The sequence below is a fragment of the Providencia sp. R33 genome (assembly GCF_019343475.1).
In the GTDB taxonomy this organism is placed as follows: Bacteria; Pseudomonadota; Gammaproteobacteria; order Enterobacterales; family Enterobacteriaceae; genus Providencia.
Window position 1 is genome coordinate 3,903,939 of record NZ_CP072453.1, and the last position, 16,245, is coordinate 3,920,183.

General features: G+C 41.5%; 13 protein-coding genes. 12 read left to right on the forward strand and 1 reads right to left on the reverse strand.

Annotation, left to right across the window (positions count from 1 at the left end; genetic code table 11):
• Positions 1-6: 6 nt before the first annotated feature.
• The 12 genes from J6836_RS18360 (at position 7) to J6836_RS18415 (ending at position 14,752) form a co-directional block, all read left to right on the forward strand.
• Positions 7-1,080 (forward strand): EscU/YscU/HrcU family type III secretion system export apparatus switch protein, encoded by a 1,074-nt coding sequence (locus tag J6836_RS18360; protein WP_219245303.1) that lies wholly within the window; start codon positions 7-9, stop codon positions 1,078-1,080.
• Between the two features lie 144 nt (positions 1,081-1,224).
• On the forward strand, positions 1,225-1,743 hold the full coding sequence (gene sicA / locus J6836_RS18365) for a type III secretion system translocator chaperone SicA (protein WP_219245304.1): 519 nt from the start codon (positions 1,225-1,227) through the stop codon (positions 1,741-1,743).
• Between the two features lie 11 nt (positions 1,744-1,754).
• Positions 1,755-4,166, forward strand: a complete 2,412-nt coding sequence (gene sctE, locus J6836_RS18370) for a type III secretion system translocon subunit SctE (RefSeq protein ID WP_219245305.1) — start codon at positions 1,755-1,757, stop codon at positions 4,164-4,166.
• A 19-nt stretch (positions 4,167-4,185) separates the two neighbouring features.
• A complete protein-coding gene (locus tag J6836_RS18375; RefSeq protein WP_219245306.1) occupies positions 4,186-5,499 on the forward strand; it encodes an IpaC/SipC family type III secretion system effector in 1,314 nt (437 codons plus the stop codon).
• Between the two features lie 2 nt (positions 5,500-5,501).
• A complete protein-coding gene (locus J6836_RS18380; RefSeq protein WP_219245307.1) occupies positions 5,502-6,488 on the forward strand; it encodes a hypothetical protein in 987 nt (328 codons plus the stop codon).
• A 70-nt stretch (positions 6,489-6,558) separates the two neighbouring features.
• Complete coding sequence (locus J6836_RS18385; protein WP_219245308.1) at positions 6,559-8,235, forward strand: hypothetical protein; 1,677 nt, start codon at positions 6,559-6,561, stop codon at positions 8,233-8,235.
• Between the two features lies 1 nt (position 8,236).
• Positions 8,237-8,500, forward strand: a complete 264-nt coding sequence (locus J6836_RS18390; protein ID WP_219245309.1) for an acyl carrier protein — start codon at positions 8,237-8,239, stop codon at positions 8,498-8,500.
• A 294-nt stretch (positions 8,501-8,794) separates the two neighbouring features.
• Positions 8,795-9,583, forward strand: coding sequence for an inositol monophosphatase family protein (locus tag J6836_RS18395; RefSeq protein WP_219245310.1), 789 nt, complete (start codon positions 8,795-8,797; stop codon positions 9,581-9,583).
• Between the two features lie 50 nt (positions 9,584-9,633).
• Positions 9,634-11,031: a hexose-6-phosphate:phosphate antiporter gene (uhpT, locus tag J6836_RS18400; RefSeq protein ID WP_219245311.1), complete on the forward strand. Its 1,398-nt coding sequence runs from the start codon at positions 9,634-9,636 to the stop codon at positions 11,029-11,031.
• Positions 11,032-11,286: 255 nt separating this feature from the next.
• Positions 11,287-12,672, forward strand: coding sequence for an MFS transporter (locus J6836_RS18405; protein ID WP_219245312.1), 1,386 nt, complete (start codon positions 11,287-11,289; stop codon positions 12,670-12,672).
• A 70-nt stretch (positions 12,673-12,742) separates the two neighbouring features.
• Positions 12,743-13,744: a LacI family DNA-binding transcriptional regulator gene (locus J6836_RS18410; protein ID WP_219245313.1), complete on the forward strand. Its 1,002-nt coding sequence runs from the start codon at positions 12,743-12,745 to the stop codon at positions 13,742-13,744.
• A 24-nt stretch (positions 13,745-13,768) separates the two neighbouring features.
• Positions 13,769-14,752 carry a nucleoside hydrolase gene (locus J6836_RS18415; RefSeq protein WP_219245314.1) on the forward strand — a complete coding sequence of 328 codons (984 nt, stop codon included), beginning with the start codon at positions 13,769-13,771 and terminating at the stop codon, positions 14,750-14,752.
• Between the two features lie 33 nt (positions 14,753-14,785).
• Here the strand turns inward: J6836_RS18415 and J6836_RS18420 are convergent, their stop codons facing one another.
• On the reverse strand, positions 14,786-16,174 hold the full coding sequence (locus J6836_RS18420) for an amidohydrolase family protein (protein WP_219245315.1): 1,389 nt from the start codon (positions 16,172-16,174) through the stop codon (positions 14,786-14,788).
• Positions 16,175-16,245: the final 71 nt, after the last annotated feature.

Sequence of the window (16,245 nt, forward strand, 5' to 3'; positions counted from 1 at the left end):
AAAACGATGGCAGAGAAAACAGAAAAACCAACCGACAAAAAAATAAAAGATTCTGCAAAAAAAGGACAAAGCTATAAAAGTAAAGATTCGGTAGCAGCTATTGTGCTTATTGTGAGTGCTTTTGTTTTTGATGGGATAACAAATTTAAATGATTTGGCTATATTAACGAAAAAAATATTAATTTCACCAACGAATATTCATATAGACACGCTATTGTGGGAGTTTTTTTCTATTTTCATTCGTGTGCTATTACCTATTTTATTAGCCTGCTTTTTAGCAGGAACATTGGTTTCATTACTACAAAGTCGATTTAGATTAGCCACTGAAGCAGTAAAAATTGACTTTACGAAACTTAACCCAATTGCGGGGTTTAAAAAAATATTTTCGCTTAATTCACTAAAGGAATTAGTGAAAGCATTTTTATATTTACTTGTTTTTGCAATATCAGCGGGTGTGTTTTTTTACCTCTGGCGGCATGAGATTTTTATGCTTTATCGTACTGCACTCGATGGCATGATCAGACAATGGGCGAGTCTGTCAGCGACGTTTATTATCGTCTTTTTAGCCGTTGCATTATTGATAATAGTCATCGATATGATCACCGAATTTTTCTTGTTTATTAAAAATTTAAAGATGGAAAAACAAGAGGTTAAAAAAGAATATAAGGATAACGAAGGGGACCCTCACATTAAAAGTGCGCGTCGAGGCCTGCATCAAGAGTTATTATCTGAAGAGGTGAAATCAAATGTCCGTAACTCAACGTTTGTGATGGCCAATCCAACCCACATTGCATTATTAATCTATTATGACCCTGATATTGCACCACTCCCTTTTTTATTTTCTAAAAGCCGTGGGTTACAAGCAAAAGCAATTATTAAATATGCTGAAAAACAGGGCGTCCCTGTCGTTAGAGACATTCCGTTAGCAAGAAAGATATGGCGCTCTTATAAAAAAGATCGGTTTATTGATGAAACTGGACTAGAAGAAATAATGAATATTGTTTCGTGGTTAATTCGCGTTGAACTTATTCGCATGGGAGTAGATGTTGATAGTTTGCTTGAGGAAGAAATTGATAAATAGACGACTAATTTATAAAGCCAGATGAATGATAAATATAATTCAATAAATAAAATCGTTTTTTTAAAGCCAAGGTTTTTTTGATTAATTATGATAAAAAAGTTTATTTTTTCATCATATATTAAATTTTAACACAAAGGTAAATATATGAGTAATACATTGCACTTAGAGGAGCAAAATGTCGATATGGAAGCATTGCTCGGAAATATTACTACTGCTCTGATGGAAGGTTCGACTTATAAAGATATTCATGGGATCCCACAAAGCACAATGGATGGCATTTATTCTTATGCTTATGAATTTTATCAACAGGGTAAATTAAAAGAGGCGGAAACCTTTTTCCGTTTTTTAAGTATCTATGATTTTTATAACACAGATTATGTCATGGGGCTGGCTGCGGTATATCAGTTAACTAAGCGTTATGAAAAAGCGACGGAATTATATGCCTTGGCTTTTGTGCTCGCTAAAAATGATTATCGCCCTTTATTCCATGCAGGTCAGTGCAATTTAATGATGAAAAAAGCCAGTGCAGCAATTCATTGTTTTGAGAGTGTTTTGGAAAGCAGCTCAGAAGCAGATTTACGAAAAAAATCACAGGCTTATCTTGATGCGTTAAAAAAGAATGTCGAAAAAACGGTTTCTGAACCGAGTAACGATAAAGCTTAAAAGGAGGAAATATGTCTCATGTTACAGGCTCAAGTACAGATAGCCGTATCCATAATATTCACCAGTTTTTGCAAGGCAGCAACCCACTAGGTATTGCGGAGGATAGTGCCAAAGCGCTACTTGCTTTAGAAGAAGCATGTGGGGAGTTAGCATCGAATGAGCAGGTAAAGCGTTACCGTAATGAAAGTAGTACGCCTAAACTCACTCCCCCTAAAATGACCCGAGCGGCTGTTCCAGCCCTAGCTCAAGCAGAAGCAAAACAGGAAACCAAGTTTAATGCGAATGCGACACTGATTGAAGCATTTGCATCAATACGCCAATTACTCCATGACGGAAATATTAACGCGCTCAATAGTCGTTTACAGCTAATCAACTTTGAATCTGAATCATTACGTCATAAAGGAAGCCAGTTATTGGAGAGTTTTTCTCAAAGCACATCAAAGCTGGCTGAATTAACGAACACGGTTGATAAAAAACAAAAAGAGATTGCCGCTGCTCATGAGCAGATTATGACGATAGATACGGCACTGACTAAAACAGAAAATGGCCTTCAATCCAATGGTGCACAGTTACAAACAGTACAAATGCAATTGGATGAAGTCGAGCAGTTAATGACACTCGTCCCAACGCCACCGATGACCTTGGAAGATAAGTCAACGGCTAAAGATCTGCTCAGAACAAAAAATGAATTATTGGTTTCATTGACGCAGTTAACCAACGAAATTCAGCAACTCTCTTCATTGAAAGGGCAACTTATTGAACAGCGTGTGGTACTAAATCAAAAGATTGATATTTTCGATGCGGAACTCGTCAAAACGCTAAACCTTTCTGTCGATGTGGCCAAAGAATCTTCAAACCATAGAGAAAACCTGAATACGTTTATTGATGAGGCACCGCGCCTTACTGAAGTTGATGGTGAGAAGTGGGAAAACACCTTAGCACTGTTAACGATGCTGACGGCACAATTGAAAAAAGCGATGAATGAAGATTCCTTGCGCAATATGAAAGAGCAGGAGGAAACGATGATGAAAATCAATGAAGCCTCTCGTAAAGACTCTGACAAAAAAGCGAAAGAAGCTGCAGAAGCGGAACGTAAAGCCGCGGATTCAAATAAAGCGGCATCTTGTGCCAGCAAAATTTTTAGCTATGTGATGTTAGCCGTTTCAGTTATTGCCACAGTGGCAACCTTTGGGGCGGCATCCCCATTAATGTTAGCCGTTGCCGCGATAGGGATCGCCATTTCAGTCGCTGATATTGTATTAGAAGAAACAGGGCATGGAAGTTTGATGCAAATGCTCGCCAATGAAATATCAATTGGCGTGACTGATATGTTGGTCAGTTTTGGGATGGATGAAGATAAAGCAAAGCAAATTGGTAGTATTGTCGGCATGATCGTTGCTGCAATTGCTTTTTTAGCTATCTCCTTATTTTCAATGGGATCAATGCTCAAAAATATTGCAAGCACGGTTAAAAATGTTGCTCAGTTAGTGCTAAAAAATGTGGGGAACTTACTGAAAAGTTCGCTCAAGGCAATACCCAAAAATTTACTTAATGCGCTCAGTAATATTGGTAGTAAGGGCATGAAAATGGGGGATTCTGTCGCTGATAGTGCGGATAGCATGGCAAAACTGACCCAGATGACTAAGTTAGCCGATAAATTTGATGATGCAGAAGCATTGGCGAATACCGTTAACCATGTCACGAACAACATCAAAAAATCCACTCATTTGGTGTCAATTGGTGGGCAAATGGTCAATGTGGGCGATGCCGTTGCAGATAGTGCCTCAAATGCGGCGAAACTGTCTAAATTCGCCAAAATAGCGGACAAGTTTGATGATATTGAGGACTGGGCGAGTACTGCAAATCAAGTGACCAACAATGTGAATAAATCCTCTAATTTAGTCTCAATTGGTGGGCAAATGGTGAATGTAGGGGATTCTGTCGCAGACAGTGCAACAAATGCGGCAAAACTGACCAAGTTTACCAAGATAGCGGATAAATTTGATGATGTAAAAGATGCTTCAAAAACAGTTAATCAATCTATAAATCAAGCTGATGACGCCGCAGATATCACATCATTTACGGATACCTCTGTAAAAAGTGTGAATACCCAAAGTGCCACAATGGCACGAGTGGAAGTGGGCATGAAAGCGGCTAGTGCGGGTTTATCTATCTCTAATGCGGCAACAACGGGCGGGCTTCGCCTTGATTCCGCAGCGAAGGCGCGAGATTTAAAAGAGTTACTGGCAGGAATGATGCTAAATAGTGATGTTATTGAGGCAATTACTGAAATCATCAATCAATTAATTAAAGCCATGTCAAAAAACCATGAACAATTTGATGAAATGTTCACTGGAATGATGTCGTCACTGAAAGACTCTTCAAGCCGTAAAGCTAACATGTTAGCAGCGCGTTATGCCTAATTTAATTAAGGGAAAACAAATGGATATTACAAATTCTAAAACCTATACACCTGTGTTATTAACGTCAACTGCGTTAGCCCATTCAAATAAAGAAGTAGAACAAAATAGCACTGTAATTGGGGTACGTAAGGATATTGATTTACAGGTGCTTTCATCAAATATCGCAGCACTGAGTGTCGAAAAGCCAGTATTAAAAATGGGGAATACAACGATTGATACTGAGCAGTTATTAAGTGCGCTGGGTCAGTTAGGCTCGGAAGAAAAAGCGGCATTACTGGGGGATATTCGTCAGTTTTTAGCCATTACGCCAGAGCAAATGCAGCAAGCTGTATTGACCGTGATGACAGAGGAAAAATCTGCGATTGAACAGGTTTTCCAAGATGCACAACAGCCAGATGAAACGGAAATAAAACAACTTTCCCAGGCAATTCAAGTCATGCTTGCCAGTTCTTTTTTTAAAGAGACTTTTTCGAAGCAGTTAGACTCAGGAACGGAGTCTAACAAGGCGATATCAGCAGCAGAGGTGAAATCTAGCCAGTTTGTGGGGATAGCAAGCAGTGATGTGTTGATGGAATTGATGAAAATCATTCGTAAAGTGGTTGCAGAGCTAAATATTTCAGATCGCCGGATTAGTTCTAACTTTTTAATCTTAAGTGGGAAGATGACGGAAGCTGCGGCGGAATCGACGATTAAAGAAGGCAAGGAGATGTTTAAAGGCGCATTAATTGGCTTTGCGACATCGATGGCAATCAGCGGTGCAGGTGCTGCATTTCAATTAAAGTCGCTGCGCACTCAATCACTATCAATCAAAAATAACTTGGTAAAAGCTAACCAAAATAGTGCGAATGCAGACCGTTTATCAGGGATAGCGAACAACAGCAATATGACGAAAAGTGCCAGCCCATTAAGCTTAAAAGCAAAAGATGGTAGTACGATTGAGATGGTTGATACATCAAGTGCCTCACAGCAAAATCTTGCGGCGAAACGTAGTACTGAATCGGTGCAGCGTACGAATAAATTAGGGTTAGCGGAAAGCCAAGAGCATGACCGTATTATGAATAAAACACGAACGCACAGTAGCATTGCAGAGCAAGGTTCTCGCCTATCAGACAATGCGGGGCAAATGGCAACATCCGCAAATCAGATTAATGTCAAAGAAGAAGAAGCGAGTAAGATGCGCCAGCAGTCAGTGGCGGATATCGCACGTACTGTTTCTTCGGATAAAGACAAGCAAATTGATAAAGATAAAGACCTTGTCAAACAAATGCATGAACATTTACGAGACATCCGAGAAAGCCAACTAAGAACTATGCAGAGTATGGTGAGGGGCTGATCGTGGAAATCACATCGAATAAATTTTTGGCCAGCCAGCGGGCTCACCATAACTTTACGCTGGAGGTCCCTGTGACGAATACTCCCTCTATTGAAGGGGTATTATTGCCAAGCGAGACCGCGGACCCTTATGAGCAAGCAATGCAATTTGTTCGGGAAATAGGTCACCCAACCGTGGGATCTCACTTTCATGGCGGGACGGTGAGCGGTGATTTAAACCGTGTAAAAGCGCAGATGCAAGCAGCAAAGCGTGAATTTAACCAAACGGAAGATTTCGTTAATGGACTCAGTGCAAAACGGGATCAGTACAGTGCGGTAGCGGATGGGCGAACACATATTGCTCCATTAGATGGATTGATCCGCAATATTCATACAGGCTACCAAAAAACGTATGGAGACATTATCAAGAAAGCCACTGAATATATGCAGGAAATGAATACTGCTATTGCGACAATGAGTGATTGTATTCTTGAGGATGGGGGATCACTGAAACTGTTAATTCATAATTATGCGAAAAAAATAGACAAGAGCGCCAGCAAATATTTTGGGCTGAAATACTCAGGTAGTGACCCTAAAAAGTACTTTCCAAGCTGGAACCCTAGCCATAATGATATTACTCCGCTTATGACGTTTAAGGGGAACCAAGAACAATATCATTTTTGGGATAAGAAGTTATCATCCCAGGGCCTGATCGTTAAATATGAAAATGATTATATAAAAATATTACCCGATCCTAAACCGATAAAAGAAATATACAGGATCATGGATGATAGCCCTGCACCATGGGATCAGAGTGATAAGGTTCTCGCACAAAGCGTACAAAGTTTCCAAACTGCGATTGATAGCCAAAAAAGCGCAATTAATAGCGGTGTTTCTCGATTGTTGGAAACATTTCGGCAAGATAATAGCCATTTCGATACACTCGTTCAATTACTTATTCAGTTAATGAAAGACCTTAATCAATATAATAATGGATTAATAAATATGTAACTGGTGTTATTTTTTATTTATCTTTTCTATTTTCTATTCTAAAAATTAATCACGTTTGTGAGGAATTACTATGCCCAGTAGTATTACAAGTTCGATGTTATCGCCACAATCTACATTATCATCAGTAAAAAGTCAGTTTCGCGATATTAAAGATTTCCCATCACAAATATCATCGATAAAATCAGTCGGAACAGAAGGAGAAATACGTGCCAATACGGAGAGAAAAACCAATAAAAACATCCTGTTGGTAACAAAGGAAGATCTACATAAATGTAATGGCGAGAAGCAAGTTAATAAATTGATTCAATTGTTTAAAGACAACCCTTCATTAGCGACACAAGGGGTAACGACAGAAATGATTTCGCATGCTTTAAATTCAAATGGGATGGGGAATTTAAACCAGCAATCACTTCATTATCGGCCAGAGAGTAGTTTAATTATTTTAACACTACTTCAACCAAATGAAATGGTAGATGGATTACTCGATTGTGCGGCCAGAATGATTAAGGATATGCAGACGTTATCTAGTAATAACGATAAGAAAATTATTCGGGGATCGGTTAATGAGTTTGATAGAAAAATAAAAAAATCGTTATCAAAAATAAACGAAAACAATTTCTCTGCGATGGAGAATAGATTTAAAAATGAATATATAAAATCTGAATTTGAAAAATTATTAATGCCACATCTATCAGAGGGAGATATAAAAAATCTTTCAATTGAAGATTGTTTACTTTCAACTCAATATCAACAAAAGCAAAGTGAAATAGCAGAACTCAAAAATGCGTATCAAAAAGATGGAATAAACCCGTCCGTTGATAAAGGCTGTTATATGAATAATATGTTTGGGATATTAGAAGAATACTTAGAGATAGTGAAAACACTGACGGTGACCGTTGGTTGGGAAGATAAAACACCGACGCCTGACGGTATAAAACAAAGTACAGACAATAAGGCACAGTCTCCTGATGAAATCGACGGGGTCAAGCTTCCACATGAAAAGGCAGAAAATTTGCCGAATTATACGTCAAATAGTCATAACACAACGACCATAACGAATTACTTTAGTTCTCCGCTCAGAGAGTCGATTAAACAGGCGACTAATCAGAACAATGCAATGGGTTCAGAACCTCATCAAGAGCCCCAAGCGGCAGTGGAAAGTGAAGGTGCTTATCATCAGTGGTTTGATGATACGGGTGCCCTACCACAAAAGGGAGATCAGATAGGTGTCAAATTACCGCGTGTGGCCTTAAAGATTCAGGCTCAAGAACCTTTACCAGACTACGATTTTTTTCATCATTCTGCTCAAAATAGCCAAGAGATTGACACCGTTAAATCACGTCATTTTATCGAGCCAAGTCATGTTGATGCTCCGTGGGAACCTTCGTCTACTCAGGAAGAAAAAATAGTCCAGTCGACTAAAGATCAGTTTAAATTAGCGACGGAATTAGCGCAGAAAAATAGCCAGCCAATGGATATTAAACCTAAAATGGGTAGCCATTACGGCAGCTATTTGATCGACAATAAAGTGCCGAATGGGGTAAAGCTGACCCATAATAGAGAACCTGTGCAGAATAAATCCCCGAAGCAGGCAGAGAGTGAGTCCTATTTAGCGATTAAAAATGCCTCTCACTATAGAACATCGTACATGAATAATGACGATAAGGTGGTATTGTCCGCAGAAGGGCTAATGACGCGTAATTTAAATGAAAAATTAGCGTATATAAATAAACTACAAGGTGAATAGAATGAGCGTTTCATCAGATATTCATTGGCTGTGGTTATCAGAACAAATTCAGCAAATCCGAACCTATTCAGGTATTGCGAATAACTTTACCGTGGATTCCGCATTAATTGCAGATGTGCACATTGATTCACTTGAAATGTTGGAGCTGATAACCGCGATTGAGCAATACACAGAAGTTCCTCTCCAAGATGAAGTTTGGATGAAATGGTATAACTTACAGGATATTGTCAATTATCTTGCCCATACTTTTCCTTCTTTCCCCTAATATTTAGAAAGCCGCAAGTCATTAATTTGCGGCTTTTTTTTTCATTTTGCCATCATAAAACGATGGGTTTATGCATTATTTATTCTTATTTTGAATAAGTAAAAATAGATATATTTCTTTAGGCTATATTTAATTTGAGTTTAGTGGCATTTATATCAATGAGCTAACAGCAAAATTAACTATTTTTTATAAAATAAAATTAACATTAATTTTTCATGCCTTGAAATCGATCACAAAATAAATAGTTCAACAAATGTAATGTTCGAAATAATAATTTCAATTCGAGAGGTTGAAATGGTCACTATTTCGAGCAGGTATCAGTTTATTCAAAAGGTTGCTATTGATGCAGGTAAGTTAGCGGTTGCTTATTACCATCAACGTGGGCAATTAAATATTGAAAAGAAACAAGGTGATGGGCAAGACCTTGTGACGGTTGCGGATAAAAATACAGAAAATTTTATTCGTGAAAAAATTAATCATCGTTTCCCTGACGACGCCATTTTTGGTGAAGAAGGCGGCTTTTCACAAGGAAAATCAGGCTATACCTGGGTGGTTGACCCCATCGATGGGACTAGTGCTTTTATTTTTGGCCTTGCCTCTTGGTGCGTTTCCATCGCGCTGCTTGATGAGCACAAAAATACGGTGATTGCGGCAGTGTATGACGCCGTCCACGATGACTTATTTCATGCAATGCAAAACCATGGCTGCTATTGCAATGATACACGTGTGAATGTTAACCCTGTCCATTCTCTGAATGCTGGCTTATTAGGTGTGGGTATTTCAACTAGAATGCCACCTGAAACTATTATTCCATTTCTAGATAAATTACTCCACGCTAATGGCATGTTTGTCCGCAATGGTTCAGCGGCATTGATGTTAGCTTACGTTGCGGCTGGCAGGCTGATTGGCTACTTCGAACCACACCTCAATTCTTGGGATTGCCTTGCTGGGTTGTTATTAATTCAAGAAGCGGGCGGTATAACCAACGATTATTTCTCTCACCCCGATTTTCTGATGAAAGGAGGTTATGTTTTAGCGTCGAGCCCTGATGTCTATCAACAGCTCGATACGTTCCTTCAGTAATTAAAAAAATAAAATATTAAAATAATTAAGAACGATAAAAGGGCAACAAAATGAGTTCTAAACTTTCCTTTTTTGATATTAAAAGACTCCCGATTGGCAAGGTCCCTCTCTCTGTACAACGCGATTTATGGCTACGCAAATTTATGGAACCCTTCTTGGTGATGTGTCTCGCCTACACAGGGATCTACTTTCTACGCTATAACTTCAAAGCTGCAACCCCGTTCATTATTGAACAAACAGATTTTACGTTGAGTGATTTAGGTACCGTGGGGTTTGGTTTCTCCATTACCTATAGCTTAGGGCGGGTATTGCTCTCCTATTATATTGATGGGAAGAATACCAAGAAGATACTCAGTTTCTTGCTATTGCTGTCCTGTGCATCTTCATTCGCGATTGGGATGTTTTTGCTGTCTTCAGGCCATTCACTAGGGATATTTATTTTCCTCTGGGCGCTGACTGGATTATTCCAAGCACCGGGTGGGCCTTGCTCAAACTCAACCATTAACCGCTGGACGCCAAGAAAGAACCGTGGCCGTTATATTTCATGGTGGAATGCGTCTCATAATATTGGTGCAATCTTAGCAGGCCCTATTGCTTTGTTTGGGATGGAATACGCCTTTAACGGCAATGTCGCTGGGATGTTTATTTTCCCTATTTTATTTGCCGCCGTTATTGCTACGTTTGGCCTATTTTTTGGGAAAGATGACCCGTCTGAGCTTGGGTGGAATACGCCAGAAGAAATTTTTGACGAGCCTGTTTCTAAAGCAGATACCGCGGCAGAAAGCATGTCTAAGCGTGATATTTTCGTCAAATATGTGCTGAAAAACCCTGCCGTTTGGTTTTTATGTTTTGCGAATTTATGTGTGTATACCATTCGGATTGGGGTGGATAACTGGAGTGTGGCGTACGTTAAAATGGCGCTCAACTGGGATGATATTTCTGCGATTGGTACAATCACTGCCCTTGAGCTTGGTGGCTTTTTAGGCTCGCTAACGTGGGGTTATGTTTCGGATAAAATGGGTGGAAGGCGTGCGCTACTGGGTATGCTGTGTATGATTTCTGTGATTTTCCCATTGATTGCTTATCAAAATATGACCAGTGTTTGGGGAATCTATATTGCCTTGTTTTTTGAAGGGTTCTTTATTTTTGGCCCTGTGATCCTGATTGGTATTTCTATCATTGGGTTTGCGCCAAAATGTGCCACTGCGGTGGTTAACTCAATTCCTGGCTTCTTTGGTTACCTATTCGGTGATGGGATGGCAAAAGTCCTCGTTTCTCGCATTGCAGACCCAAAAGGAGATGGTATTTCATTGGGTGGTCTCACATTGCATGGCTGGTCAGATACATTCTATTTATTATTTGCTGCAACGGCGGTGGGGATTGTGATGTTAGGTGTTGTCGCCATTTATGAAGAGCGGAAAATTCGTTTAGATAGAGCGGTAGAATAACGGTTTTTAGAGACTCAACCTCTCGTGCCTTAGTGGGTTCGGGAGGTTTTTATTTCTGTTTTTACCTTCAGTCATTTATTCCTGTATTTTCAGTCATATAAATTTCATATTTCTATCATCAAGTGATAACGCTCACAAAATAGGATTACCTCGTTTGCTTAATTCTACGCGCGTAGACTATGCTTTAAGTAAATAAAACCACAAGCTACATTTTTTGATTAATCGGCTTTGCGCCAACACCAAGGGTTTATGACTATGGTCACACAATCAAATGTTGAGACTAATCAACAAGCTGCACAAGAGCGGTTAAATACGCCTGAAGGGAAGAAAGATTTCCGTCGGGCGATTTTTTCATGTTGGTTAGGAACAACCATGGAGTATGCGGATTTTGCTCTTTATGGTTTAGCTGCAGGTATCATTTTCGGTGATGTTTTCTTCCCTGATGCGACACCGATTATGGCATTACTCTCAAGTTTTGCAGCCTATTCTGTCGGGTTTATTGCTCGTCCGATTGGTGCACTGTTTTTTGGGTGGCTCGGCGATAAACATGGGCGGAAAATGGTCATGGTGATCACCATTGCGCTGATGGGCCTATCCACTACGCTTATTGGGGCAATCCCTAGCCATGCCCAAATTGGTGTTTGGGCTCCCGTATGCTTGGTCATCTTACGTTTTGCTCAAGGTTTAGGGGCGGGCGCAGAACTATCGGGTGGTACCGTGATGCTCGGGGAATATGCTCCAGTGAAGCGCCGCGGTTTAGTATCTTCAATCATCGCATTGGGATCAAACAGTGGCACATTGTTGGCATCAATGATTTGGTTGATTGTATTGCAATTAGACAAAGAGAGCCTAATGTCATGGGGATGGCGCATTCCGTTCCTTGGCAGTATTTTAATTGCATTAGCTGCGTTATTTATTCGCCAACATATGCGCGAAACCCCCGTATTTGAACGCCAAAAAGAATTGCTCGCAGAAGAGCGCCGTAAAGCATTGGAATCAGACACTATCATCCATGCTGTTGATAACCGCTCATTTTGGCAGAAAACGCGAGCATTCTGGACAATGGTTGGCTTGCGAATTGGCGAGAATGGCCCGTCTTATCTTGCTCAAGGTTTTATTATTGGCTACGTCACAAAAATATTGCTGGTAGAGAAATCCGTTCCCACTACTGCGGTATTAATCGCATCAATCTTGGGGTTTGCCATTATTCCATTTGCGGGTTGGTTATCTGACCGATTTGGTCGCCGTATTGTTTACCGCTGGTTCTGTTTCTTATTGATGTTGTATGCCGTACCTGCATTTATGTTGCTCGATTCCCGTGAGCCAATGATTGTTATCCCAACGATTGTGGTTGGAATGGGGTTAGCATCACTGGGTATTTTCGGGGTACAAGCGGCATGGGGTGTTGAATTGTTTGGTGTGCGTAACCGCTACACAAAAATGGCATTTGCTAAAGAACTTGGTTCTATTTTATCGGGTGGTACAGCGCCTCTGGTCGCTGCGGCATTATTGTCTTGGACAGGGCATTGGTGGCCAATTGCGATTTACTTTATGGGAATGGCGTGTATTGGGCTTGTGACAACATTCTTTGCACCAGAAACGCGAGGTCGTGACCTTAACTTGCCTGAAGATGCCATATAAGTGGTATATAAAAGCCCAGACGACTGCTATTCTTTGGAGAAAATAAGGGTAACAGAATAAGGAATGCAGAGTGTCTGATGCAAATAGCCGTAAAGTGACGCGGGTAGATGTTGCCCGCGAAGCGGGAACATCGGTTGCGGTGGTCAGTTATGTGATTAATAACGGCCCCCGCCCTGTTGCGGAAGCGACAAAACAAAAAGTGTTAGCGGCAATCAAGAAAACGGGGTATCGCCCCAATGGGATTGCCAAAGCACTTGCATCAGGCAGCACGCAGACTTACGGGTTAGTGATCCCTGATATCTCCAACCCTTTTCTGGCTTCGATAGCCCATGCACTACAACGGGAAGCCTTTAAACATGGCCATGTTTTATTACTTGGGGATGCTGGCGACTCGAGGGCTCGTGAAAAAGAGTTAATCAATAATTTGCTGTTACGGCAAGTTGAAGGGCTGATTTACACCAGTGTTGATAGGCATCCTTATATTGACCTGATTCAGTCGTCAGGTACGCCATGTGTGATGCTTGATAGGGTAGAAGCCTCTGAAGGTGTGAGCACTATTCAAGTGAATGAGAAACTCGCGGCTTATAAAATCACCCGCCATTTGATAGAGCATGGTTATAAAAATATTGGCATTATTTGCGGGCCAAATGAAATGCTCAATACGCAAGACCGCTTGAGCGGCTGGCAAGAAGCGTTAGAAACATCAAGCCTTGAAGTGCAGCAAAAATGGATTTTAGCGGGAGAATACTCCCGTGATTGGGGATATCAGGCGATTTATCAAATGCAAAAAGTCGGTTTACCAGAGGCCATTTTTGCGACGAATGAATTACAGGCTTTCGGTTGCTTAAAGGCGTTAGCGGAGCTAAAAGTACGAGTCCCTGAGGATATTGCACTGGTTTGTTTTAACGGTACCGTTCAATCTGAGTATACGGTTCCTACGCTGACAACCGTCCGCCAACCCGTTGATAAAATTGCTGAAAAAGCGATACACATCTTACAAAACTGGCCATATAAAGAAGCCGTCTGTGAGGTTGAGTTTGAATTACAGATTGGGCACTCTTGCGGGTGTTAACGATTTAATATTTCAGGGAAAATTATGCGTGTAATTATTGATTGTGATCCGGGTAACGGGGTTGCTGGCGCGAATGTCGACGATGGGCTCGCACTTGCACTTGCGATTGCGGCACCTGAAATCCAGTTAGAGATGATCACCACGGTTTCTGGTAATACGCCTAGCAACGTGGGGTATAATGTTGCGAGCCATTTGGTGCGCTCATTAAACGAAAATATCCCCGTCTATCGAGGCGCATCATCCGCCCTAATCGAAGCTAGTGCGCCATGGCGGGAGCAACTAGACAACGGTGCACAAAGAGCGAAGCTTACTCATCTATGGGACAACCTTCCTTCTGTGCCAGTGTTACCTGAATCGATTCCTGAAGCGGCTTTACGCATTGGTAAATTAGTCTGCGAAAACCCAAAAAAAATTACTATTATCGCCATTGGCCCTCTAACCAATATAGCGATGGCGATGCAGTTATTCCCTGAGCTTGCTGAAAATGTGGCTGAAATTATTATTATGGGTGCGGTCTTTAATGTGCCAGGTTATGTGAAAGACACTAACTTTGGTTTAGACCCTGAAGCGGCTCATGCAGTATTAAACAGCGGCGCGAATATTACGTTAGTTCCTATGGATGTGACGGTACAAACCCAGATGGTGCATAGCGACCTCGATAGGTTTGCTGAGCTCGCCTCGCCATTGAGCCAGTTTCTGGTGAGCACCATGCGACCATGGATAGACTATTCGCGAGCAACACGGCAGCTTGCTGGGTGTTGGATCCACGATGTATTAACCGTCGCATGGTTATTGGATAAAAGCGTGGTGACTTATGAATTGCAGCAAGTGGATATTGAGTTACAAGGGGCACTTAGAGGGAAAAGCTACCGTCTTGAGCCGTTGCGACTACGTGTGGGGATCCCAGCGTTAAAAACGAAACCCATCAAGGTGCTGCAATCAGTTGATAATCAAAAACTATTAGATTTAATCTTTCAAGTTATTAAAAATTACTCAACAATAAAATAGCGCCAGTCGGCGCTATTTTGTTTTATAGCTATGCTACGCACCAGATTTTTGCATAACACCATGGGCAAGGTTGCCTTTATGGAAGCTAGCATGCCTTGGCGAAATACGCGCGACAGCTTCAGCGGAGCAAGACGCATCAACTAACACAAAGCTCGCATCGTCCCCTTTTGCAGGCCACACCTGCGTTCCTTTTTCATCCAACGGCAGAATATTGCCAGTCGCGATTGCTAAAGAACGTGATAACGAAAGCTCGTCAGGGCGGGTATAAAGCTGCGCGTATAAATTAGCTTTTTCCAGCATATCCCCTAGGCCAAATGGCGACCAATGATCAACCACGCTATCGGTTCCGGTCATCACAAATACGCCATTTTTATTGAGTGTCTTCAATGGCATATGCAGTGTGCCAATCGGCACGGTCGAGGCAATGGTGATTTGTTGTTCTGCTAGCTGTTTTGCCGTTTTTTCGGCTTGCTCAGGGCTAAGTGTAGCAAGCGCAAACGCGTGGCTGATGGTGACTTTTCCACGCAAGCTGCGGTTTTCATCCACGGTTTTAATCATATACTCGATAGCGGCAAAACCCGCAGGGCTGGTTTCATGTAGATGAATATCGACGCCTTTATTGTAATCCAAAGCGATTTGGAACATGGAATCGAGGGATTTTTCCATCGCCCCATCGACGTTGGTTGGGTCTAAGCCGCCGACGTAATGAGCACCTGCCTGCATGGCTTCACGCATTAATGGCTCTGATTTAGAGAGTAATAACCCATGCTGCGGGAACGCGACAATTTCGCAGGTTAAATCTTGTTGATGCTCAGCCAATACTTTTTGTAGCGCTTCTAAATTTTTCAATCCAGAAACAGGTTCGATATTGCAGTGGCTGCGTGCAATGGTGGATCCTTGGGATTGGATCAAGTTGATCAGCGCGTGCGCCCTTTCTTCGGTGAAAGGTTGCAACTCGGGCAACATTTTTTGCTCAAGTGCGATCATATCCATAATCGTTTTACCTTCGCGAGAAGCAGGGGCTTGCCATGGGCCACCGTAGAAGGTTTTATCGAGGTGAATATGCATATCGCGAAACGCAGGCAACATCAATTTTCCCTGTGCGCTATAGGCATTTAAGGTGCTATTAGCATGTTGTTTATTCGGTAGAACCGCAACAATTTTACCCTGATCGATTTCAATGGTTTGCAAGGCCGTTTTCGTACCGACTACCGTTGAATCGCGGAAATTAAACCCTGTTTCAAGTAACACATCATCGAGGTAGTAGTGCTTGTCGGTGATACTTGAAATAGTGGATTGCCCTGCGGGTTCGTTTTGTGCATTGGCGATACTCGACATCGCGCCAAACAAGGTGCAAGCGGCAGCCACTTTTGCGCCTGTGGATAGGAACTCTCTTCTGCCGGATGGTCTTTCTGCTGTCATAGAAACTCCTTTTTTGGATGGCACTTAACCGCCCAGATCATGTTCAAACGATCTGGGAGGCAATTTAACTG

Coding starts and splice junctions, on each gene's coding strand:
- J6836_RS18360 (WP_219245303.1), top strand. CDS start 7: ATGGCAGAGAAAACAGAAAAACCAACCGACAAAAAAATAAAAGATTCT.
- sicA (WP_219245304.1), top strand. CDS start 1,225: ATGAGTAATACATTGCACTTAGAGGAGCAAAATGTCGATATGGAAGCA.
- sctE (WP_219245305.1), top strand. CDS start 1,755: ATGTCTCATGTTACAGGCTCAAGTACAGATAGCCGTATCCATAATATT.
- J6836_RS18375 (WP_219245306.1), top strand. CDS start 4,186: ATGGATATTACAAATTCTAAAACCTATACACCTGTGTTATTAACGTCA.
- J6836_RS18385 (WP_219245308.1), top strand. CDS start 6,559: ATGCCCAGTAGTATTACAAGTTCGATGTTATCGCCACAATCTACATTA.
- J6836_RS18390 (WP_219245309.1), top strand. CDS start 8,237: ATGAGCGTTTCATCAGATATTCATTGGCTGTGGTTATCAGAACAAATT.
- J6836_RS18395 (WP_219245310.1), top strand. CDS start 8,795: ATGGTCACTATTTCGAGCAGGTATCAGTTTATTCAAAAGGTTGCTATT.
- uhpT (WP_219245311.1), top strand. CDS start 9,634: ATGAGTTCTAAACTTTCCTTTTTTGATATTAAAAGACTCCCGATTGGC.
- J6836_RS18405 (WP_219245312.1), top strand. CDS start 11,287: ATGGTCACACAATCAAATGTTGAGACTAATCAACAAGCTGCACAAGAG.
- J6836_RS18415 (WP_219245314.1), top strand. CDS start 13,769: ATGCGTGTAATTATTGATTGTGATCCGGGTAACGGGGTTGCTGGCGCG.
- J6836_RS18420 (WP_219245315.1), bottom strand. CDS start 16,174: ATGACAGCAGAAAGACCATCCGGCAGAAGAGAGTTCCTATCCACAGGC.